Genomic DNA, 21,306 nt, shown 5'->3' with positions numbered 1-21,306 from the left:
AACTCGGTGGGCAGTGTCAGTGGCGATCCGTAGGCTCACTGCTGATGGCCACGACATCTGCCCCCGCCCGGAACCGTTCTGCCGTGCGCACGCTGCTGCGCCTGTGGCCGTATGTGCGGCCCGCGCGGGCACGGCTGTTCAGCGCCGCGTTCGTGGCGATACTCGCCTCCAGCACGGGCCTGGTGATCCCGCTCGTCCTGAAGTGGATGGTGGACGGGCCGGTCGCCGGCCGGGACCCGGCCGGGGTGTGGCTCGGGGCGTTGTGCCTGCTGCTGCTCGGCTTCGCGGAGGCCCTGCTGTTCGGCCTGCGGCGCTGGCTGGTGGCGCGGCCGCTGGCGCACGTCGAGGCGTCGATGCGGGCGGATCTGTACCGGCACCTGCAGCGGCTCCCGGTGTCCTTCCACGACCGGTGGGCCTCCGGGCAGTTGCTGTCCCGGGGACGACGGACCTGATGCTGCTCCGTATGTTCCTCGCCTTCCCGTTGACGTTCCTGCTGGTCAACGGGGTCACGATAGTGATCGGCGTGATCATCATGCTGCTCCAGGACTGGACGCTGGGGCTGGTGGTCCTCGGGCCCGCCGTGCCCGTGATGGTGACCTGTGTGGTCTTCGAGAAGCGGTACGCCGCGGTGGCGCGGCGCGCGCAGGACCAGGTCGGCGACCTGACGACGGTCGTCGAGGAGAGCGTGCTCGGCATCCGCGTCATCAAGGGGTTCGGACGCCACCGGAGCCAGGCGCGGGCGTTCCGCGACCTGTCGGCGAAGCTGCGCGGCACGGAGTTGCGCAAGGCGCGGCTGCTGGCGACGATCTGGGGCGTCATCGTGACGCTGCCCGAGGTGGCGATCGGGGCGGCGCTGGTCGTGGGGTCGTGCAGGTCGCCGACGGGGGCCTGTCGGCGGGGACGCTGGTGGCGTTCCTGTCGACGGCGCTGGCCCTGCGGTGGCCGGTGGAGTCGATCGGGTTCCTGCTGGCCATGAGCCAGGAGGCGGCGACGGCGACCGAGCGGTACTTCGAGGTGATGGACGAGGAGGTGGAGGAGGCCGGGGAGGGGAGGACGGCTGCCTTCGGCCCCTCAACCGGCTCGCGGGACAAGGGACTTCGCTTTCACGACGTCCGGTTCCGCTACCCCGACGCCGCAGCCGACTCCCCACCCGTCCTCCAGCACATCGACCTCCACATCCACCCCGGCGAGTCCATGGCGCTGGTCGGCGCCACCGGCAGCGGCAAGACCACCCTCACCGCGCTCATCCCCCGTCTCTACGAGGTGACCTCGGGCCGCATCACCCTCGACGGCGTCGGCGTCACCGAACTGTCGAGGGACGCGCTGCGCGCCAAGGTCGCCGTGGCCTTCGAGGAACCCACACTCTTCTCGGCCGCGGTCGGCGACAACGTTCTCATGGGGGCCGACGGCACGGCCGGGACGGCGGAGCTGGAGCGCGCCCTCGCCGTCGCCCAGGCCGACTTCGTGCACGCCCTGCCGCAGGGGACGGACACCCAGGTCGGCGAGCAGGGCCTCAGCCTCTCCGGCGGGCAGCGGCAGCGTCTCGCGCTCGCCAGGGCTGTCGTCGGACAGCCGGAGTTCCTCGTCCTGGACGACCCGCTGTCGGCCCTGGACGTGCACACCGAGGCCGCCGTGGAGGCCGCCCTGCGGCGCGTCCTCGCGGACACGACCGCCCTGATCGTGGCGCACCGTCCGTCCACCGTGCTGCTCGCCGACCGGGTCGCGCTGTTGTCCGGCGGCCGGATCGCCGCGGTCGGCACCCATCACGAACTGCTGCGGACGAACGCCGAATACGCGCACTTGATGTCCGGAGAGCAGTCAGGGAACCCATCGGGGGAACAGGAGAGCGCACGATGACGGCGGCCACCGGCACACCGGCCGACAGGAAACCCGGCGACGAACCGGACGACCGGCCCGCCGCCACCGGCGACCCCTTCGACCAGGACGTCCTGCCCACTCCCCCGGGCGCCACCGCCGCCCTGCTGCGCTCCCTCCTCGCGCCGCTGAAGGCCCGCGTCACGGTCACGACGATCCTGCTGCTGCTCCAGCAGGCTGTCGTGCAGGCGGGCCCGCTGCTCGTGGCGTACGCCATCGACCGTGCCGTACCGGCGTTCCGGGCCGGCGACCACGGACCACTGATCGTGGTGGGCACCGGCTATCTGGTGTGCGCGCTGGCCGCGGGCGGGCTGCAATGGGCGTTCGTCTCCGCCGCGGCCCGCGTCAGCCAGGACGTGCTGCTCGACCTGCGCGGCCGGATCTTCCGCCACGCGCAGGCGCTGAGCGTCGACTTCCACGAGCGCTACACCTCGGGCCGGCTCATCTCCCGCTCCACGGCGGACGTGGAGTCGCTGCGCGAACTGCTGGAGGAGGGCCTGCAGGAGCTCGTGACGGTCATCCTGTCCTTCGTCTACATCTCGGCCTTGCTGCTCTGGCTCGACCTGGGCCTCGGGGGCGTGGCGGTGGCGTCCCTGGTGCCGCTCTACGCCCTGGTACGGATGTACCAGCGGCGCGCCGGGCGGGTGTACCGGGCGCGGTCCACCGCCATCGCGGCCGTCATCGTGAAGTTCGTCGAGACGATGAACGGCATCCGGCCGGTGCGCGCCTTCCGCCGCGAGGCCGTCAACGACGCGGACTTCGGCGTGCTCAACCAGCGGCACGAGCGGACCAACGGCAACGCGCTGCTGGAGATGGCCCGCTACGTCACCGGCTCGCGGCTGGTCGCCAACACGGCGGTCGCGGCGATCGTGCTGTGGGGCGCCTACCGGGTCGCGGGCGGCACCCTGGCCCTCGGTGTGCTGGCGGCGGCCGTGCTGTACCTGCGGCGGCTGTACGACCCGATCGACCGGCTCGGGATGTTCCTCAACTCGTACCAGTCGGCGGCGGCCTCGCTGGAGAAGATCGCCGGGCTGCTCGCCCAGACCCCGTCCGTCCCCGAGCCGGCGGACCCCCGGCCGCTCCCGCCCCTGGCGAGCGAGCACCCGGGCCGCGAGGTCGTCTTCGACGGCGTCGGCTTCGGCTACCGCACCGGCGGTGAGGTGCTGCCCCGCTTCGACCTCACGATCCCGGCCGGGCAGACGGTCGCGGTCGTCGGCTCCACGGGCGCCGGAAAGTCGACGCTGGCCAAGCTGCTGGCCCGGTTCTACGACGCCTCCGAGGGCCGGGTGCTGCTGGACGGCGTCGACCTGCGCGACCTCGCCGTGCCCGAGCTGCGGCGCGGGGTGGTCATGGTGACGCAGGAGTCGTTCCTGTTCTCCGGCACGGTCGCCGAGAACATCGCGATCGGCCGCCCGGACGCCACCCGGGCGGAGATGGAGCAGGCCGCGAAGGAGATCGGCGCGCACGACTTCATCAGCGCCCTGCCCGACGGCTACGACACCGACGTACGCAAGCGGGGCGGCCGCATCTCGGCCGGACAGCGGCAACTGGTCGCCTTCGCCCGGGCGTTGCTGGCCGATCCGGCGGTGCTGATCCTCGACGAGGCGACCAGCTCGCTGGACATCCCGGGTGAGCGCGCCGTGCAGCGGGCGATGGCGACGGTGCTGAAGGGCCGCACGGCGGTGGTCATCGCGCACCGGCTCTCGACCGTCGAGATCGCGGACCGTGTCCTGGTGATGGAGCAGGGGAAGATCGTCGAGGACGGCGCCCCGGCCGAACTCGTCGCGGGCACGGGCAGGTTCGCCGATCTGCACCGGGCCTGGCGGGACAGCTTGGCATAGGACGGCGGCGGTGCAGGTTCCGCATTCCGATGGACTCTGCCCATCCCGGCTGCTGGTGGCGGACTTTGATCCCGCGGCGCCGAAGCGAGGCGGCCGACGCGGCAAGAGCGGCGCGTGCGGACACCGCCGGCGGCCGCGCCAAAGGCCGCGCACAACCGCTGCTCACGCAAACGGCGCGGACGAGCAGCATGCCGCGTGGCGGCGTGCGCCCGGCCAAATGCATGCGGGTAAATCTCCCCTTGACTAGATTGCATTTGAAGCAATCAGTGGCTGCTCATAGTGTCGAGACGTACCTCTGGGCCGTACCTCGCTGATGAAAAAGGCCCCTGCCTACCGCATCGGTACTCACTGTCGAGCCGGCAACTGAACTCCCGCCATGAGCCTTCGGACGCACTGCCCCGGTCCCGGCTGCGACTCCCCCACCCCCCTGTCCGTCCCGCGAAGGAGCAGAGAAGTTGTCCATGAAATCCACCGTGATCGTCGGCGGCGGCCTGGTAGGACTCACAGCCGCGGCCTCCCTCAAACTCATCGGTCACAAGGTCATCGTGCTGGAACAGGCACCGCGGGTCCGAGCCGTCGGCGCCGGCATCGGCCTGTGGGCCAACGCGCTGCGAGAGTTCGACCACCTCGGCATCGGCCCAGAAATCCGCGGCATGGGCATCGAACAGAACACGTGGTTCTTCACCCCCGCCGGCGATCCGGTCCGCGCTCCCGGTTACACCGACAGCGATCACCAGTTCCTGCTCGTATCGCGCCCCGAGTTGAACAACCTCTTGGCCGACACCATCGGTCGTGACCGAATCCGCCTCGACGCCCACGTGACCGGATATACCGAGACCGGATCAAATGTCGTCGTGCACCTGGCCGATGGCGAGACACTCCGCACGGATCTACTGATCGGCGCGGACGGCGTTTACTCACACGTGCGCAAGCGGCTGGTGCCGGGGAGCGAGGCCGTAACGCACTCCGGCCACTACGCCTGGCGCGCGATCGTGCCTGCCGGCAACCAGAGCTCGGAGGCCTCCGTGCTCACCGTCGGCCACCACCGAACTCGCGGCGGATACGTGAGGATCGCTCGTGATCGGACCATGTGGATGGTCAACCAGTTCGATGCCGGACCGCTCACCGGAAGCAAGCGCGAACGGGCACTGGAACGCGCACGGAATCTGGCCGAGGCGGGATGGAACGACGACCTCCTGTCCATGATCGCCGAAACCCCGGAGGAGTCCATCCTGGAGAACCAGGTCACGCTGGTCCCGGAACTGCCCCATTGGACCAGCGCGCGCGTCGCCCTGATCGGCGACGCCGCGCACGGACTGTCCCCCCATATCGCTTCCGGCGGCACTCTCGGCATCGAAGATGTCGGCGTCTTGCGCGGCAGCCTGACAGCCGCGGCCGACCTGGAAAAGGCCCTCACCGCCTACGAGCACGCTCGCAGCGCCCGCTTCGACACGGTACGCGAGCACTCCGCCGCCGTCGAACACGCCGGCGACGCAGTCGAATTCGCGCAGCGCTATGCCGCGTTCAGCCGCTGGATGCTCACCACGGCACCCGCCACCTGACGCCGGCCGAATGAGCGAATCACCCTTGGAGTTCCGCATTCGTACCACAGGAGACGGGTAGTAAATGCCGGACTGGATAGACCTCACGGAGTCCTTGATAGCGTCGCCCGCACTCTACGCCGTGCTCATTGCGGTGTCCTTACTCGACTCTTTCCTCCCGTTGATCCCGAGTGAACCCGTCGTGATCCTCGCGGGCATCGCCGGCGCAACCGGGCAGACGAATATCATGCTGGTCATCGCCGCCACGACGGCCGGCGCCTTTCTCGGCGACCTCGTCCCCTACTCCATCGGCCGATTGATGGGGGAACGCGTGCTGAAGCGCCTGCCAGCCGGCACCAAACGCCGGAAGGCGTACGACTGGTTCGAGCGCGAACTCGAAGTACGCGGCGGTTTTGTACTCGTCTCCACGCGATTCATTCCGGTCGGACGTTATCTCGCCACAGGAACGGCGGGGGTGGTGAGATACCCGCTGCGCACATTCATGCTGTACGTTGCGATTTCGACCTCCACCTGGAGCGCCTATACCGCACTGTCGGGATACCTAGGTGGCGTCTTCTTCCAGGAGAACACACTCCTTGCTGTCGGCGTCGGCGTCGGGCTCGCGTTCGCGGTGACCGGTGCGGTGGAGTTCTCGCGATACATTCGGCGCCGCAAGGATCCTGTCGGGCCAGATGATGCCGTTACCGGATATCGATGAGGCGCGGTTTCGCTGCCGATATGGACGAACCGCGAATCCGCCCGCACCCCGCACTCCGCCCTTCCCTCCGCCATCATTGCGTCTGGGTAACTCATCAAGTCAGTTACTTGCACTTGATGTTAAGTGAGGTTCTCCCTAGCGTTCTCGGCATGAACCTCACCGTCCTCGCGGCCTCCGGCCAGACCGGAATCGCTCTCACCCGACAGGCGCTGCGACGTGGTCACACCGTGACCGCCATCGCGCGTGATCCCGAGCGGATCGCCCTGCCCGACTCCCCCAACCTGCGGAAAGTGGCGGGTGACGTGAACGACGCGGCCAGTATCGCCGCCGTCGTGGACGGGGATTCCGTGGTCCTTTCCGCGCTCGGCACGGACCGGGCCGGGATTCTCCTGACCGGCGCCCGGGCCCTGGTCGCCGCCGGCCCACGGCGCGTCATCTGGCTCGGTGCCTACGGCACGGGCAAGTCGACCGAAGCGGCCGGGAAGGGCGCGGACATACTCGCCAGGGTGCTGGGGGACCGGCTCGCGGACAAGGTCGAAGCCGACAACACCGTCCTCGCGGCCGGGGGCACCGTCTTCCACGCCGGGATGCTCGCCGACGGGCCGGAAAGTCCCCGTCGGCGTACGGTCGGCCTGGAGGCCGCGCCCCTCTTCGACCTCAACGCAAAGGTCAGCCGGGAAACCGTCGCCGCGGCGATGCTCGACGAAGCCGAGGCGCCTGGTTTTCCCGGTGCCGTGGCCCTGCCATTGGCGGAGTAGGGGCAGTGGTCAGGAGGCGGTGATCTCCTCGATCGACGCCCGGACCTGCTCGCGGAGCCAGGCGTGGGCGGGGTCGGAATCGTAGCGCTGGTGCCAGTTGCAGTTGACCGTCGGCGCCGGGGCCTCGATCGGCAGCGGCCGGGCGAGGAGCCCGAACGCCTCGATGAGCGGGCGGCCGAGGATCTCCGTACAGGTGACCAGCGCGTCGCCACGGGCGGCGATCTGCAGGGCGGTGGACACCGTCGCCACCGCCGCGACCACCCGGCGCCGCAGGCCTTCGGCGGCCAGCACGTCGTCGATCGGCGCGGTGAGGCGGCCACGCCGGGAGATCACCACGTGCGGCTGCGCCGCGTAGGAGGCCAGGTCGAGTCCGGCGGCACAAGGGTGGTCCGCGCGCATCGCCACGACGAGCCGATCGTCACCGAGCGGCTCGGACCGGAACTCGGGCAGAGCGGGCCTACCGCCGCCGAGTTCCAGATCGATGCGGCCGTGTCGCAGGTCGTCGGTGTCGACGGCGTTCTCCGCCAGTACCCGCAACTGCGCCCCGGGAGCCAGCTGCTGGATCCTCTCGACCAGTACCGGTATCAGTGACGCGGCAACCGCGTCGTGGCACTGGATCGTGAAGGTGCGATCCAACTCGGCCAGGTTCAGCTCACGGACCGGCGAGAGCACTTCGTGCGCTTGCCTGACCAGCCGGTGCACGTCCTCCCGAACCGACACCGCGTACGGGGTGGGAGTCATCGAGTGGCCGGTACGCACCAGGATGTCGTCCCCGGTGACGGCGCGAAGCCGGCCGAGAGTGCGGCTGACCGCGGGCGAGGACAGGTGCAGCCGCTCGGCCGCGCCCATCACGCTGCCCTCTTCGAGCAGGGCGTCCAGCACGGTCAGCAGATTCAAGTCCAGTTGCATGAAAGTAAATCCTAACAAGCTATAGATCCACTTCGATCAACTCCAGGAGCATCCCATGAGCCAGGAACTTCTTGCCGCCACCGGCGCGGCCGTCCGCCACGCCGGCGCCCGGATGATGACGCGCTATTCCACCGACTCCCGTCAGTCCGGGCTCCCCGAACTGCTCGCGAACCTCCAGGCCAATGACGCGGCCGTCGTCGACACGTTGCGCCCAGCGTTGACCGAGGCCCTGCCGAGCGCGGGCTGGCTCAACGACGAACACGGATCGGGGCCGCTGGCCACGGGCGAGTGGTGGCTCATCGACCCGGTCGGCGGCAACGTCAACGCCGTGCACGGCATGCCCGACTGGAACATCGGCGTGAGCCTCGTCCGTGACGGCCGCCCGGTGCTGGCGGTGGTCTACTTCCCGGTCCTCGACGAGATGTTCACCGCGACCGAGGGCGGCGGGGCGTTCCTCAACGGCGTACGGCTGCGGGTTTCGGTCAAGACGTCGTTGGACGGCGCACTGGCCGGGACCGGCCAGGCCCAGCCGGGTCACGACCCCGAGCTCGCGAAGCGGATGGGCTCCGCCTTCGCCGCGATGACGAACTCCGCCCTTTATGTGCGGGTCTCCGTACCGGTGACCCACCAGCTCGCCCAGGTCGCCGCGGGCCGGATGGACCTGCACTGGCAGTTCGACAACGTCCGGTCCCACGCGGCAGGTGTGCTGCTGGTGCAGGAGGCCGGAGGCGTCGTGACCGACATCGAGGGCAAACCGTGGGAACTGGCCGGCGAGAGCTACCTCGCCGCCGCGCCGGGTGTGCACGCCGCCGCACTGGAAGTCCTCACCGCCTGAGGGAAGTCCGGATCTCACCGACCGGATCCGCTGCACAGTCGACCGACGCGATGAAGGCTGGGAAGCCGGACCATGCGATATCAGGGGTCAGCCGGGGGACGGCCTCCGTACGGTCCGACGACGGGCCCATCAGAGTCCTCCCATACTCCCACCGGTCACCACCGGACAGCCGCGCACCGGTTGCACAGCCGGTGAACCCCGGTCAGTGGAAGCGGGGTTCACCGTGACCGGTGAGACGTCACCCGGTGTCACCGATAAGATCGCGGAGAACCACCGATTGCTCACCCGACCAGCGATATCGCCGCTGCTCACCGTGCACACATTCCGGCGTTCCGCAGGTCCCGGTGCTCATCAGGTCGCGGATCCTGCAGGCGGAGGGCGGGCGGATGATCGACGCGTACGAGGACCCCGGCGCACCCGACCGCCGTGGCGGTGGCCGCTACCTGTGGTGGCTGGTCACCCGGCAGCCCTGGCGGTGTGCGGCCGGGGCGATGTTCGGCAGTGTGTGGATGGTGCTGCTGGCGGCCACGCCGTATCTGATGTCCCGGGCGATCGACGACGGTCTCGAGCCCGGCGACCCGCGCGCGCTGGCCCTCTGGAGCGGGGCGCTGTTCGCGGTGGGCGCGTTCAACGCCTGGCTGAGCATCATGCGGCACCGCACGATGACCCGGGTGCGGATGGACGCCAACTTCCGCACCGTGAAGGTCGTCGTCGGCCAGGCGGTACGGCTCGGCGCCGCGCTGCCGCGGCAGATGGGGGCCGGGGAGGTCGTCACGATCGGCGTGGGCGACGTACAGACGGTCAGTCAGGCCCTGACGGTCGTCGGTCCGGGCGTCGGCTCGGTCGTGGCCTACCTCGTCATCGCCGCCCTGCTGGTGTCGGTCTCTCCGCTCCTCGCGGCGATCGTCCTGCTCGGCATCCCGGTGATCGTCCTGCTCGTCGGGCCGCTGCTCGGACGGTTGCAGGGCTCCGAGACGGAGTACCGCGAGCGGCAGGGCGTCCTGACCGCGCGGATCGGCGACCTGGCGGGCGGACTGCGGGTCCTCGCCGGGCTCGGCGGCAAGACACTGATCGCGGACGCCTTCCGCCGCGACTCGCAGCGGCTGCGCGAACAGGGCTACCGGGTCGGCGCGGTGACCAGCTGGGTCCAGGCCCTGGGGATCGGCCTGCCGACCCTCTTCCTGGCCGTGGTGACCTGGCTCGCGGGCCGCCTGGCCGCCCAGGGGGACATCACCGTGGGCCAGTTGGTGTCGGTGTACGGCTATGTGGCGGTCCTGGTGGGCCCGGTGTCCTTCTGGGTGGAGTGCGGCTACCAGATCAGCCGGGGCGTGGTGTGCGCGCGCCGGGTCGTGGGTTTCCTGCGCCTGGAACCGATGCCCGACACAGGCACCCTGGACGCCCCGTCCGAGCCGTCGGTCCTGTACGAACCCGAGTCGGGCGTACTCATCCGGCCGGGCCGTCTCACGGCCCTGGTCGCGGAAGACCCCGCCGATGCCACGGCGGTGGTGGACCGCCTGGGCCGTTATGCCCAGTCGAACGCGACCTGGGGCGACATCCGCCTGGACGAGATCGCCCTGCACCAGATCCGGGCGGGCATTGTGGTGGCCGACCACGAGGCCGACCTCTTCGCAGGAACCCTCCAGGACATGATCGCCCCTTCTTTCAGGGGCGCGGGGAACGGCGCGAACAACCCCAACGCACCCGCGGACGCCACTCCACACCACGCGGCACCGCACAAGGCGCTCCACACCGCCGCGGCGGAAGACATCGTCCAGGCCCTCCCCCACGGCCTGAACACCCCGATGACCGCCCAGGCCCGCAACCTCAGCGGCGGCCAGCGCCAACGCGTCCGCCTGGCAAGAGCCCTCCTGGCCGACCCCGAAATCCTCCTCAGCGTCGAACCCACCTCAGCCCTGGACGCCCACACGGAAGCCACCGTCGCCGCCCGGCTCAGCGAGGCCCGCCGAGGCCGCACCACGGTCGTCACCACCACCTCCCCCCTGGTCCTGGACCACACGGACACCGTCCACTACCTGAAGGACGGCAAGGTCGCGGCCTCCGGCACCCACCACGAACTCCTCGACACCACCCCCGGCTACCGCGCCCTCGTGGCAAGGGACACCGAGGAGGTCCTGGGATGACCCATGGTCACCTCCCCGTCGCCGAACGGACCGACGTCCGACGCGCCCTGCTCGCTCTCGTCCGCGCCGACAAGCAAGCCTTCACCACGGTCCTGGCCCTGAACGCCCTCGCCGCCGTGGCCGGTCTGGCGGGCCCCTGGCTGCTGGGCCGGATGATCGACGACGTCCGGGCGGGCCACGGCGTCGAAGCGGTGGATCGCCTCGCCTTGGTCCTCCTCCTGTGCGCCCTCGCGCAACTGCTCCTCGCCCGCTGGGCCCGCTACGTGGGCCACCGCTTCGGCGAGCGCACCCTCGCCCGGGTACGGGAGCGGTTCGTGGACCGCGCGCTCACCCTGCCCGCCTCGGTGGTGGAGCGCGCCGGCACCGGCGACCTGACGGCCCGCGGCACCTCGGACGTCACGACCGTCGGCAACACCCTGCGCGACGCAGGCCCCATCCTGCTCATCAACCTCGTGCAGACCCTGTTCCTGGCCGGCGCGGTGTTCTTCCTGGACCCTCTGCTCGGCGCCCTCGGCGTGCTCGGCCTGACGCCCATCTGGCTGGCGCTGCGCTGGTATCTGCGCCGGGCCCGGGACGGGTATCTGGCCGAGGGCGCGGCGACCTCGGAGGTGGCGGAGATCCTCGCCGCGACCGCGGCCGGGGCGCGCACAGTGGAGGCCTTCCGGCTCCAGGAGCGGCGCACGGCCGCGAGCCACGACGCCCTGGAGACGTCCCGCCGTACCCGCTTCCACACGCTCTACCTGCGCAGCGTGTTCTTCCCGGCGGTGGAGGTCTCCTACGTCCTGCCCGTGGCAGGGGTGCTGGTGATCGGCGGGGCCCTGCACGCGTCGGGCTCGATGAGCCTCGGGGCGGTCGTGGCGGCGGCCCTGTATCTGCACCAGCTGAGCGGGCCGCTGGACGAGATCCTGGTCCGGGTCGAGCAACTGCAGAGCAGCGGCGCCTCGTTCGCCCGCGTGGAGGGGCTGGCCCGGGCCCCGCGCGCGGCAGGCGAGGGGGAGTGTCCGGATCCGGCCGGTGACCGCATCGACGTCACGGGCGCGCGCTACGCCTACGACGGGGGCGTCGAGGTGCTGCGCGGCGTCGATCTGACGGTGACACCCGGGGAGCGGCTGGCCATGGTCGGGCCTTCCGGGGCAGGCAAGACCACGCTGAGCCGGCTGCTGGCGGGCATCGACGCGCCGACCGCCGGCTCGGTGACGGTCGGCGGCGTGCCCGTGGTCGGGCTCGGGCCGGAGCGGCTGCGCCGCCAGGTCGTCCTGGTCACCCAGGAGCACCATGTATTCCTCGGCTCGGTCCGTGACAACCTGCGGATCGCCGAGCCGTCCGCCGGTGACGAGGAGGTGTGGAAAGCGCTGGCCGTGGTCGGCGCCGACACCTGGGTGCGGGAGCTGCCGGAGGGCCTGGACACCCGGCTGGGCCAGGGCGGTTGCCGTACGGACGGCTCGCAGGCCCAGCAACTCGCCCTCGCCCGGGTGGTGCTGGCGGACCCGCACACGCTGATCCTGGACGAGGCGACCGCCCTGCTGGACCCGACGACCGCCCGGCACACCGAGCGTGCGCTGGCCGCCGTCCTCGAGGGACGCACCGTCATCGCCGTCGCCCACCGGCTGCACACCGCCCACGACGCCGACCGGGTCGCCGTGATGGAGGACGGCCTGCTGACCGAACTCGGCACGCACGACGAGCTGGTGGCGGCCGGCGGGGCGTACGCGGCCCTGTGGCACTCCTGGCACGGGGACCTGCCCGAGGACCGGCAAGGGTCCGTATAACGAACATGAACTTCCGGTCAACGAACCGTTTCCGGCCATACTCTTGACACGGTCCTGACAGAAAGCGCACTCGCCTGCCACGCTTCCCACGACTGCTCCACAGAAACCCCACTGCAACACCTCCACCTCCCCAGGCCGGGCGACCCCCGGCCCTGCAGAAGGAGTCAGTGTTGAGAAGCAGTTCCTCGCGAAGAGGCACCTCCCACAGACGCACTCCCCACACCCCTCGCCGCACCGCGGCCGTGGCCCTCGCCGGCGTCGCCGCGCTGATCGCCGCCGCCGTGCAGACCGGCACCGCCACCGCCGCCCCGGAGAACAGGGCACCGGCAGCCGCGAGCAAGGCGAAGCCGGGCTCGGAATCGGTCCGGCTCACCCCCGCCCAGCGCGCCGCGCTGATCCGGGAGGCGAACGCAGGCAAGGCCGAGGCCGCGAAGGACCTGGGCCTCGGCGCCCAGGAGAAGCTGGTCGTCCGCGACGTCCTGAAGGACCGCGACGGCACCGTGCACACGCGCTACGAGCGCACCTACGCGGGCCTGCCCGTCCTCGGCGGCGACCTGGTCGTGGAGAGCACGAAGGCGGACGCCACCGCGTCCGTCACGAAGGCCGCCCGCGCCGCGATCAAGCCCGCCACGACGAAGACAGCGGTGTCCGCCGCGAAGGCCCGGCAGCAGGCACTGACCGCCGGCAAGGCCGACGAGGCCAAGAGCCCGGACATCAACCGCGAGCCCCGCAAGGTGATCTGGGCCGCGAACGGCAAGCCGGTCGTGGCGTACGAGACGGTCGTCGGCGGCTTCCAGCACGACGGCACCCCGCAGGAACTGCACGTGGTCACCGACGCCACCTCCGGCGCGAAGCTGTACGAGTGGGAGGCCATCGAGACCGGGACCGGCAACACGGTCTACAGCGGCACGGTCGACCTCACCACGACCCAGTCCGGGTCGACGTACAACCTCACCGACGGCGCCCGCGGCAACCACAAGACGTACAACCTGGGCCGCGGCACCTCCGGCACCGGCACCCTCTTCTCCGGCCCCGACGACGTATGGGGCAACGGCACCCCCTCCAACCTGGAGTCGGCCGGTGCCGACGCCCACTACGGGGCCGCGCTGACCTGGGACTACTACAAGAACGTGCACGGCCGCAGCGGCATCAAGGGCGACGGCGTGGGCGCCTACTCCCGGGTCCACTACGGCAACAACTACGTCAACGCGTTCTGGTCGGACAGCTGCTTCTGCATGACCTACGGCGACGGCTCGGGCAACGCGAACCCGCTGACGTCGATCGACGTGGCCGCCCACGAGATGACCCACGGGCTGACCTCGAACACCGCGGGCCTCAACTACAGCGGCGAGTCCGGCGGTCTGAACGAGGCGACGAGCGACATCTTCGGCTCGACCGTCGAGTTCTACGCGAACAACTCCTCCGACGTCGGTGACTACCTCATCGGCGAGGAGATCGACATCAACGGCGACGGGACCCCGCTGCGCTACATGGACAAGCCCAGCAAGGACGGCTCGTCCAAGGACAGCTGGTACTCCGGCATCGGCTCGATCGACGTGCATTACTCCTCGGGCCCGGCGAACCACTTCTTCTATCTGCTGAGCGAGGGCAGCGGCACCAAGACCATCAACGGTGTCACCTACAACTCGGCCACTTCGGACGGCCTTCCGGTCACCGGCATCGGCCGGGACAAGGCGGAGAAGATCTGGTTCCGCGCGCTCACGACGAAGTTCACGTCCACGACCAACTACGCGGGCGCCCGCACCGGCACCCTCGCCGCGACCGGCGAGCTCTACGGCACCGACAGCGCCGAGTACAAGGCGGTCCAGCACGCGTGGGCCGGCATCAACGTCGGCACCCGTCCCGGCGACGGAGGCGGCGGCGGAACGTCCTTCGAGAACGCCGCCGACGTGGCCATTCCGGACCGGGGCGCGGCGGTCACCTCGCCGGTCACCGTCACCGGCCGGACGGGCAACGCGCCCTCCAACCTCCAGGTCGCCGTGGACATCGTCCACACCTACATCGGCGACCTCAAGGTGGATCTGGTCGCCCCCGACGGTACGGCGTACACGCTGAAGGGCTACAACACCGGCGGCAGCGCGGACAACATCAACGAGACCTACACGGTGAACGCCTCCTCCGAGGTCGCCAACGGCACCTGGCTGCTGCGGGTCCAGGACAACGCGGCCATCGACACCGGCTACATCAACAGCTGGAAGCTCACTTTCCCGTAGGCCGTGAGCCGTGAGCCGTAGGCCGCAACGGTTCCCCAAGTCAGGGCGCCGCCCCGGTGGGTTCGACTCCCCCGGGACGGCGCCCGCTTCACATGCCCGGAACGGTCAGCCTGTCGTCGATTTCCGGCCAACATCAAGCCCTGCTCCTGACATGTACGCGCCCTTGGTGCCACTCTTCCCCCACCCGCCGCACAGCACCCCAGCATCACCCCCACATCAAGGAGCTCGTGTGACCCCCCTCTACGCGCGTCACAAGCGCACCACGCTGGCCATCGCCACCGCCGTCGCCGCCGGCGCCCTGCTCACCACCGGTCTGACCTCCGGCAGCAGCGTCGCCGCCGACTCCTCCTCCAAGCCGGTCCTCGCCGCCGCCCCCGTCCTGCTCTCCGCTCCCGCCCGCACGGCTCTCGTCAAGGAGCAGCAGGCGGACGCCCCGGAGACCGCCGACGAGATAGGCCTCGGCGAACAGGAGAAGCTGGTCGTCAAGGACGTCGTGAAGGACGCCGACGGCACGGTCCACACGCGCTACGAGCGCACCTACGCGGGCCTGCCGGTCCTCGGCGGCGACCTCGTCGTGCACGAGTCGAAGTCCGGCGTGGCCAAGGGCGTGACCAGAGCGACGAAGGCCACCATCGAGGTCGCCTCCCTCAAGCCGGCTGTCGCCGCCGCCAAGGCCGAGAAGCAGGCCGTGACGCTCGCCAAGGCGGCCGGCTCGGAGAAGACCGAGGCGAACTCCGCTCCCCGCAAGGTGATCTGGGCGGCCGACGGCAAGCCCACCCTCGCCTACGAGACCGTCGTCGGTGGCCTCCAGGAGGACGGCACGCCGAACGAGCTGCACGTCGTCACCGATGCCGCCACCGGCAAGAAGCTGTACGAGCACCAGGCCATCGAGACCGGCACCGGCAACACCACGTACAGCGGCAAGGTCGACCTGAGCACCACCAAGTCCGGTTCGTCGTACAACCTGACGGACGGCACGCGCGGCGGCCACAAGACGTACAACCTCAATCGCGGCACCTCCGGCACCGGCACCCTCTTCTCCGGCGCGGACGACGTCTGGGGCACCGGCAGCCCGTCCAACCTGGAGACCGCCGGCGCCGACGCGCACTACGGCGCCCAGGTGACCTGGGACTTCTACAAGAGCACCTTCGGCCGCAGCGGCATCCGCAACGACGGCAAGGCGGCCTACTCACGCGTCCACTACGGCAACGCCTACGTCAACGCCTTCTGGTCGGACAGCTGCTTCTGCATGACCTACGGCGACGGCGAGGGCAACGCCAACCCGCTGACCTCGCTCGACGTGGCCGCCCACGAGATGAGCCACGGTCTGACGTCGGCCACTGCGGGCCTGAACTACAGCGGCGAGTCGGGCGGTCTGAACGAGGCCACCAGCGACATCTTCGGCGCGGGCGCCGAGTTCTTCGCGAACAACTCCTCCGACGTCGGTGACTACCTCATCGGCGAGGAGATCGACATCAACGGCGACGGCTCCCCGCTGCGCTACATGGACAAGCCCAGCAAGGACGGCTCGTCCAAGGACGCCTGGTCCTCCAGCCTCGGCGGCGTGGACGTCCACTACTCCTCCGGTCCCGCCAACCACTTCTTCTACCTGCTGTCCGAGGGCAGCGGCTCGAAGACCATCAACGGCGTGACCTACAACTCGCCCACCTCCAACGGCTCCACGGTCACCGGCATCGGCCGCACCAAGGCACTGCAGATCTGGTACAAGGCGCTGACGACGTACATGACGTCGACGACCAAGTACGCGCAGGCCCGTACGGCGACCCTGAACGCGGCCTCGGCGCTCTACGGCGCGAGCAGCACCGAGTACAAGGCGGTCGCCTCCGCCTGGTCCGCCGTCAACGTCGGCTGACCGAAGCACGACCCACGGGCGGTACCCGGAGCGACGGCGGCTCCGGGTACCGCCCTACTCTTGGGGACCATGTCTTCGGAGGACTTCACCTACGCCGATGTCGGCGCCACCCGCGAGGAGCACTTCTGCCCGCCGGGCTTCCACCCCATGAACGTGCGCACCCGCCTCGGGGAGGGCGAGGAGGTCTTCCGACGGGCCTCGGAGGCGGTGCTCACCTGGGAGATGCACCGGGCCATGGGCGTCGGCGTCGACGCGAGCGCGGAACGAGCCGCCCCCGGCGTCGACGTCACCATCACCCTCGCCGGCATGATCAAGGCCCCCTGCCGTGTGGTGTGGACGGTGGAGGAGCCCCGCCGCGTCGGCTGGGCCTACGGCACCCTGACCGGCCACCCCGAATGCGGCGAGGAGTCCTTCGTCGTGGACCGCACGGGCGACGGCACGGTCTGGCTGACGGTGAACGCCTTCAGCCGGGCGGCCAAGTGGTACGCGAGGGCGGGCGGCCTGGCGACCAGGGGTTTCCAGCACGCGTACGCACGCAGGTGCGGCACCGTACTGCGACAACTGGTCGCCGAACTGGATACGGCTTAGGCGCGCGGGGCTGTCTCCAGATGTGGCTCCGTCTGCGGGCGCGACCAGCCCCCCACGCACCCGCAGACGACGACTCACCGCATAAGCAACCCCGCCGCCTCCACCAATTCCTCGGACGGCCCGGCCACCAGCCCCAACTCCGCGCTTGAGGCCAACAACCGATGCGCGGGAAGGATCCGCACCGTATACCCGAAAGGCCCGGTGCGATCCAGGGACAAGGCCCCTTCGTACACCCACCGCCCGTCCTCCCCGGGGGACCCGACCGGCTTCAGCGGAACGACCGTCGCGTCACCGATCCGGTCCGCCTCGTCCACCCGCCCCGAGACGACCTGCACGTCCACGTCATCGGGGCCGAGATCACCGAGGCCGACCCGCACGCGCAACCCCAGCGTCGTACCGAGCTCAGCCAGAGCCTCGGACGCCGACGTCTCCACATGGTCGACGGTGACCCGCGGCCACGCCGCCCGCACCCGCGCCTTCCACTCGGCGAGATCCCGAGCCGTGTCCGGAACCATCGAGCGGTGCGCGAGAGCCGCCGGCGCGTAGAGCCGCTCGACGTACTCGCGGACCATGCGCCCGGCCAGCACCTTCGGCCCGAGCAGGCTCAGGGTCCGGCGGACCATCTCGATCCAGCGGTCGGGCAGCCCGCTGCGGCCCCGCTCGTAGAAGCGGGGCGTCACCCGCTGCTCCAGCAGGTCGTACAGCGCCGCGGCCTCTATGTCGTCGCGGCGGTCCTGATCGGTCCCGACGCCGTCGGCCGTGGGGATGGCCCAGCCGAAGTCGGGCTGGAACCACTCGTCCCACCACCCGTCGAGGACGGACAGATTGAGACAACCGTTGAGCGCCGCCTTCATCCCGGACGTGCCGCAGGCCTCCAGCGGCCGGAGCGGGTTGTTCAGCCAGATGTCGCAGCCCGGGTACAGCTTCTGCGCCATGGCCATGCCGTAGTCGGGCAGGAACACGAGCCGGTGCCGCACCCGCGGATCGTCCGCGAACCGCACCAGCTCCTGCACCAGCCGCTTCCCGCCGTCGTCCGCGGGGTGCGCCTTGCCCGCGACGACGATCTGGACGGGCCGCTCGGAGTGCAGCAGCAGGTCCATCAGCCGGTCGCGGTCGCGCAGCATCAGCGTCAGACGCTTGTACGACGGTACGCGCCGGGCGAAGCCGATGGTGAGGACGTCCGGGTCGAGCACGCCGTCGATCCAGCCCAGCTCGGCCGTACCGGCCCCGCGCTGCCGCCAGGAGGCCCGCAGCCGCTCCCGCACCTCGGTCACGAGCTGTTCGCGCAGGCCCCGCCGCAGCTCCCAGATCTCCTGGTCGGGGATGTCCGCCACCGCGTCCCAGCGGTCCGAGCCGCCGACGGTCAGCGCGTCCTCGGCACGCTGGACGCCGATCTGCCGGGCGCCGAGCCGGAACACCTCCGGGGCGACCCAGGTGGGTGCGTGCACCCCGTTGGTCACGGACGTGATCGGCACCTCGTCGGCGTCGAAGCCGGGCCACAGGCCGGAGAACATCTCGCGGCTGACGTTGCCGTGCAGCAGGGACACCCCGTTGGCGCGCTGGGCCAGGCGCAGGCCCATCACGGCCATGTTGAAGAGGTTGGGCTCCCCGCCGGGATAGGTCTCCATGCCGAGTTTGAGGACGCGCCCGACGTCGATGCGGGGCAGCTCCGCGTCGGGGCCGAAGTGGCGGGCGACCAGCTCGCGGTCGAAGCGGTCGATGCCGGCCGGGACGGGGGTGTGGGTGGTGAAGACGGTCCCGGAGCGGACCGCCTCCAGCGCCGCGTCGAAGTCCGAGCCCGCCGCGCAGAGTTCGGCGATGCGCTCCAGACCGAGGAACCCGGCGTGCCCCTCGTTGGTGTGGAAGACCTCCGGCGCGGGGTGCCCGGTCAGCCGGCAGTACGTCCGGACCGCCCGCACACCCCCTATGCCCAGCAGCATCTCCTGCAGCAGCCGGTGCTCGCTGCCGCCGCCGTAGAGCCGGTCGGTCACGCCGCGCTCACCGAGGTCGTTCTCCTCGACGTCCGAGTCCAGCATCAGCAGCGGGACCCGGCCGACCTGCGCCAGCCAGATCCGGGCGCGCAGCTGCTTGCCGCCGGGCAGGGCGAGGGCGACCTGGGCGGGGGTGCCGTCGGGCTCCTCCAGCAGGACCAGGGGCAGCTCGTTCGGGTCGAGGACGGGGTAGTGCTCCTGCTGCCAGCCGTCCCGGGAGAGGGTCTGGCGGAAGTAGCCGTGCCGGTAGAGCAGGCCGACGCCGATCAGCGGGACGCCCAGGTCGCTGGCCGCCTTCAGATGGTCGCCGGCCAGGATGCCGAGGCCGCCGGAGTACTGCGGCAGGGCGGCTGTGATGCCGAACTCGGGTGAGAAGTAGGCGACCGCGGCGGGAAGTTCCTCGGGCTGGGCCTGGTACCAGCGGTCGCCGGTCGTGTAGTCGTGCAGATCGCCCGCGACGGCGGCGAGGCGGCGCAGGAACCGGCGGTCCTCGGCCAGGTCCGCGAGCCGCGCGGGCGGCACGCTGCCCAGCAGCCGGACCGGGTCGCACCCGGAGGCGGCCCAGCGCTCGGGGTCGACGGACTGGAACAGGTCACGGGTCTCCGTGTGCCACGACCACCGCAGATTGCGGGCCAGATCGCCGATCGGCCGGAGGGGGTCGGGGAGAACGGGTCGGACGGTGAATCGACGGATCGCCTTCACGGGTTCCACCTCGGCGCGTTCGCTGGTTGACGCAGGGCTTTGACACTGGGCTTCATCGACGTCTCCTACGACAGTACCGGCGGATGTGCCACCGCCGCTGAGGCTCCGCCGTCGGCCGCCCGATCGGCCTGAACAGCACCATTCACGGATATGGCCGATTCCACCCCCATAGGCGTCCTTGTGGTGTTTCACGCGCCACGAGAGGCTGCCTCTGGCGTACCGGCCCGAGCCTGCCGCACGCGGCGCCGCGAGGCCGCCGTACGCCGAGTCGAGGAGGGGAACTCGGACCATGGCACGGACGCGCTCACGGCGCCCGCGCTGGACGGGGGGCCTGGCCGCGGCGGTCTGCGCCGCGGCTTTTTCGGCCATCACCCTGCCCGCGCACGCCGTACCTGAGGGGCGGATACTCGGCGCCGGAGGACCCGGCTCCGTGCACGGCAGTTACCTCGTGACACTGAAGGAGGGCACGCGGGCACCGTCGGAGGCCGGAATGAGCTTGGCCGAGACCTACGGGGTGGGCATCAGCCACACCTACGGCACGGTCCTGAACGGCTACGCGATCAGGGCGAACGCGAGACAGGCCGCGCGGCTCGCCGCCGATCCCCGGGTCGCCTCGGTCGTCCAGGACACCCGCGTACGGCTGGAGGGCACGCGGCGGAACCCGGCGTCCTGGGGACTGGACCGCGTCGACCAGCCGAGTCTGCCCCTGGACCGGAGCTACACCTGGCCCGAGCCGGCGGGGGCCGGGGTGACGGTGTACGTGATCGACACCGGCGTCCGGACCAGCCACCGGGACTTCGGGGGCCGGGCGAGCCACGGCTGGGACTTCGTGGGGAACGACAAGGTCGCGGCGGACGCCAACGGCCACGGCACGCACGTGGCCGGCACGGTCGCCGGGAAGACCCACGGCGTCGCCGGGAAGGCCCGGATCGTCTCCGTACGTGTCCTGGACGCCGCGGGCGCCGGCACCACGGCCCGGGTGATCGCCGGGATCGACTGGGTGACGCGGCACGCGAGGAAGCCCGCGGTCGCCAACCTCAGTCTGGGCGGCCCGCGCAATGACAGGCTCGACGCCGCCGTCCGCGCCTCCGTCGCCTCCGGCGTCAGCTACACGGTCGCCGCGGGCAACGACGGCAGGCCGGCCGGGCTGTACTCCCCGGCGAGCGTCAAGCAGGCGATCACGGTCGGCGCGACCGACCGCGGGGATACAAAACCGGCCTTCTCCAACCACGGCCCGGCCCTCGATCTCTTCGCCCCGGGCGTCGACATCACCTCCGCGGCCGCCGCGAGCGACACCGCGCGGGCCACGTTCTCGGGCACCTCGATGGCCTCTCCGCACGCGGCGGGCGCGGCCGCGCTGTATCTGGCCGATCATCCGAAAGCGACTCCGTCCCAGGTCGGGAGGGCTCTGACCACGGGAGCGGCGACCGGGAAGATCTCCGGCCGGGGTGCCGGTTCGCCGGACAAGTTACTGCGGGTGCCGCACTCGTAGGGCGAAGGAGCAGCCACGCACAGGGGCCGGTCTCGTCCG

General features: G+C 70.7%; 13 protein-coding genes and 1 pseudogene. 12 read left to right on the top strand and 2 right to left on the bottom strand.

Annotated elements, in window-relative coordinates:
- Window positions 1-44 precede the first annotated feature (44 nt).
- The 5 genes and pseudogenes from ACQEV8_RS30755 to ACQEV8_RS30735 all read left to right on the top strand — a co-directional run bounded on the left by ACQEV8_RS30755 (window position 45) and on the right by ACQEV8_RS30735 (window position 6,733).
- Window positions 45-1,857: pseudogene (locus ACQEV8_RS30755) on the top strand (ABC transporter ATP-binding protein).
- Entirely contained in the window at window positions 1,854-3,716 is a 1,863-nt protein-coding gene (locus tag ACQEV8_RS30750) for an ABC transporter ATP-binding protein (protein ID WP_432966695.1), read from the top strand. The pseudogene ACQEV8_RS30755 and the gene ACQEV8_RS30750 overlap by 4 nt, the downstream one beginning before the upstream one ends.
- 461 nt (window positions 3,717-4,177) lie before the next feature.
- Window positions 4,178-5,278 carry an FAD-dependent monooxygenase gene (locus tag ACQEV8_RS30745; protein ID WP_432966693.1) on the top strand — a complete coding sequence of 367 codons (1,101 nt, stop codon included), beginning with the start codon at window positions 4,178-4,180 and terminating at the stop codon, window positions 5,276-5,278.
- Window positions 5,279-5,342: 64 nt separating this feature from the next.
- Window positions 5,343-5,975 (top strand): DedA family protein, encoded by a 633-nt coding sequence (locus ACQEV8_RS30740; protein ID WP_432966691.1) that lies wholly within the window; start codon window positions 5,343-5,345, stop codon window positions 5,973-5,975.
- Window positions 5,976-6,124: 149 nt separating this feature from the next.
- Window positions 6,125-6,733 carry an NAD(P)-dependent oxidoreductase gene (locus ACQEV8_RS30735; RefSeq protein WP_432966689.1) on the top strand — a complete coding sequence of 203 codons (609 nt, stop codon included), beginning with the start codon at window positions 6,125-6,127 and terminating at the stop codon, window positions 6,731-6,733.
- 9 nt (window positions 6,734-6,742) lie between these two features.
- Here ACQEV8_RS30735 and ACQEV8_RS30730 read toward each other — a convergent pair whose 3' ends face one another.
- Window positions 6,743-7,642 (bottom strand): LysR family transcriptional regulator, encoded by a 900-nt coding sequence (locus tag ACQEV8_RS30730; RefSeq protein WP_432966687.1) that lies wholly within the window; start codon window positions 7,640-7,642, stop codon window positions 6,743-6,745.
- Between the two features lie 55 nt (window positions 7,643-7,697).
- Between ACQEV8_RS30730 and ACQEV8_RS30725 the strand changes: the two genes are divergently transcribed.
- From ACQEV8_RS30725 to ACQEV8_RS30700, 6 genes are all read left to right on the top strand, one after another.
- Window positions 7,698-8,477 carry an inositol monophosphatase family protein gene (locus tag ACQEV8_RS30725; RefSeq protein ID WP_432966685.1) on the top strand — a complete coding sequence of 260 codons (780 nt, stop codon included), beginning with the start codon at window positions 7,698-7,700 and terminating at the stop codon, window positions 8,475-8,477.
- Window positions 8,478-8,863: 386 nt separating this feature from the next.
- Complete coding sequence (locus ACQEV8_RS30720; RefSeq protein ID WP_432973119.1) at window positions 8,864-10,618, top strand: ABC transporter ATP-binding protein; 1,755 nt, start codon at window positions 8,864-8,866, stop codon at window positions 10,616-10,618.
- Complete coding sequence (locus ACQEV8_RS30715) at window positions 10,615-12,387, top strand: ABC transporter ATP-binding protein (protein ID WP_432966683.1); 1,773 nt, start codon at window positions 10,615-10,617, stop codon at window positions 12,385-12,387. Before ACQEV8_RS30720 ends, ACQEV8_RS30715 begins: the two co-directional genes overlap by 4 nt.
- Before the next feature lie 170 nt (window positions 12,388-12,557).
- Window positions 12,558-14,621: a M4 family metallopeptidase gene (locus tag ACQEV8_RS30710; protein ID WP_432966681.1), complete on the top strand. Its 2,064-nt coding sequence runs from the start codon at window positions 12,558-12,560 to the stop codon at window positions 14,619-14,621.
- Window positions 14,622-14,850: 229 nt separating this feature from the next.
- Complete coding sequence (locus tag ACQEV8_RS30705; protein WP_432966679.1) at window positions 14,851-16,494, top strand: M4 family metallopeptidase; 1,644 nt, start codon at window positions 14,851-14,853, stop codon at window positions 16,492-16,494.
- A 69-nt stretch (window positions 16,495-16,563) separates the two neighbouring features.
- Window positions 16,564-17,082 carry a DUF1990 family protein gene (locus ACQEV8_RS30700; protein WP_432966677.1) on the top strand — a complete coding sequence of 173 codons (519 nt, stop codon included), beginning with the start codon at window positions 16,564-16,566 and terminating at the stop codon, window positions 17,080-17,082.
- Window positions 17,083-17,156: 74 nt separating this feature from the next.
- On the opposite strand, the gene ACQEV8_RS30695 is transcribed toward ACQEV8_RS30700, so the two are convergent.
- Window positions 17,157-19,775 (bottom strand): glycosyltransferase family 1 protein, encoded by a 2,619-nt coding sequence (locus tag ACQEV8_RS30695; RefSeq protein WP_432966675.1) that lies wholly within the window; start codon window positions 19,773-19,775, stop codon window positions 17,157-17,159.
- A gap of 289 nt (window positions 19,776-20,064) precedes the next feature.
- Here ACQEV8_RS30695 and ACQEV8_RS30690 point away from each other — a divergent pair, with 289 nt between their 5' ends.
- Window positions 20,065-21,267: a S8 family peptidase gene (locus ACQEV8_RS30690; RefSeq protein WP_432966673.1), complete on the top strand. Its 1,203-nt coding sequence runs from the start codon at window positions 20,065-20,067 to the stop codon at window positions 21,265-21,267.
- The last annotated feature ends 39 nt before the right edge of the window (window positions 21,268-21,306 follow it).

This window comes from Streptomyces sp. CA-179760 (genome assembly GCF_050937045.1).
Taxonomy (GTDB): domain Bacteria; phylum Actinomycetota; class Actinomycetes; order Streptomycetales; family Streptomycetaceae; genus Streptomyces.
This window is presented reverse-complemented; position numbering and strand designations above follow the sequence as displayed.

What these genes read in the sequence shown, in the direction of transcription:
- ACQEV8_RS30750 (WP_432966695.1), top strand. Translation starts at nt 1,854, where the DNA reads ATGACGGCGGCCACCGGCACACCGGCCGACAGGAAACCCGGCGACGAA.
- ACQEV8_RS30745 (WP_432966693.1), top strand. Translation starts at nt 4,178, where the DNA reads ATGAAATCCACCGTGATCGTCGGCGGCGGCCTGGTAGGACTCACAGCC.
- ACQEV8_RS30740 (WP_432966691.1), top strand. Translation starts at nt 5,343, where the DNA reads ATGCCGGACTGGATAGACCTCACGGAGTCCTTGATAGCGTCGCCCGCA.
- ACQEV8_RS30735 (WP_432966689.1), top strand. Translation starts at nt 6,125, where the DNA reads ATGAACCTCACCGTCCTCGCGGCCTCCGGCCAGACCGGAATCGCTCTC.
- ACQEV8_RS30730 (WP_432966687.1), bottom strand. Translation starts at nt 7,642, where the DNA reads ATGCAACTGGACTTGAATCTGCTGACCGTGCTGGACGCCCTGCTCGAA.
- ACQEV8_RS30725 (WP_432966685.1), top strand. Translation starts at nt 7,698, where the DNA reads ATGAGCCAGGAACTTCTTGCCGCCACCGGCGCGGCCGTCCGCCACGCC.
- ACQEV8_RS30720 (WP_432973119.1), top strand. Translation starts at nt 8,864, where the DNA reads ATGATCGACGCGTACGAGGACCCCGGCGCACCCGACCGCCGTGGCGGT.
- ACQEV8_RS30715 (WP_432966683.1), top strand. Translation starts at nt 10,615, where the DNA reads ATGACCCATGGTCACCTCCCCGTCGCCGAACGGACCGACGTCCGACGC.
- ACQEV8_RS30700 (WP_432966677.1), top strand. Translation starts at nt 16,564, where the DNA reads ATGTCTTCGGAGGACTTCACCTACGCCGATGTCGGCGCCACCCGCGAG.
- ACQEV8_RS30690 (WP_432966673.1), top strand. Translation starts at nt 20,065, where the DNA reads ATGGCACGGACGCGCTCACGGCGCCCGCGCTGGACGGGGGGCCTGGCC.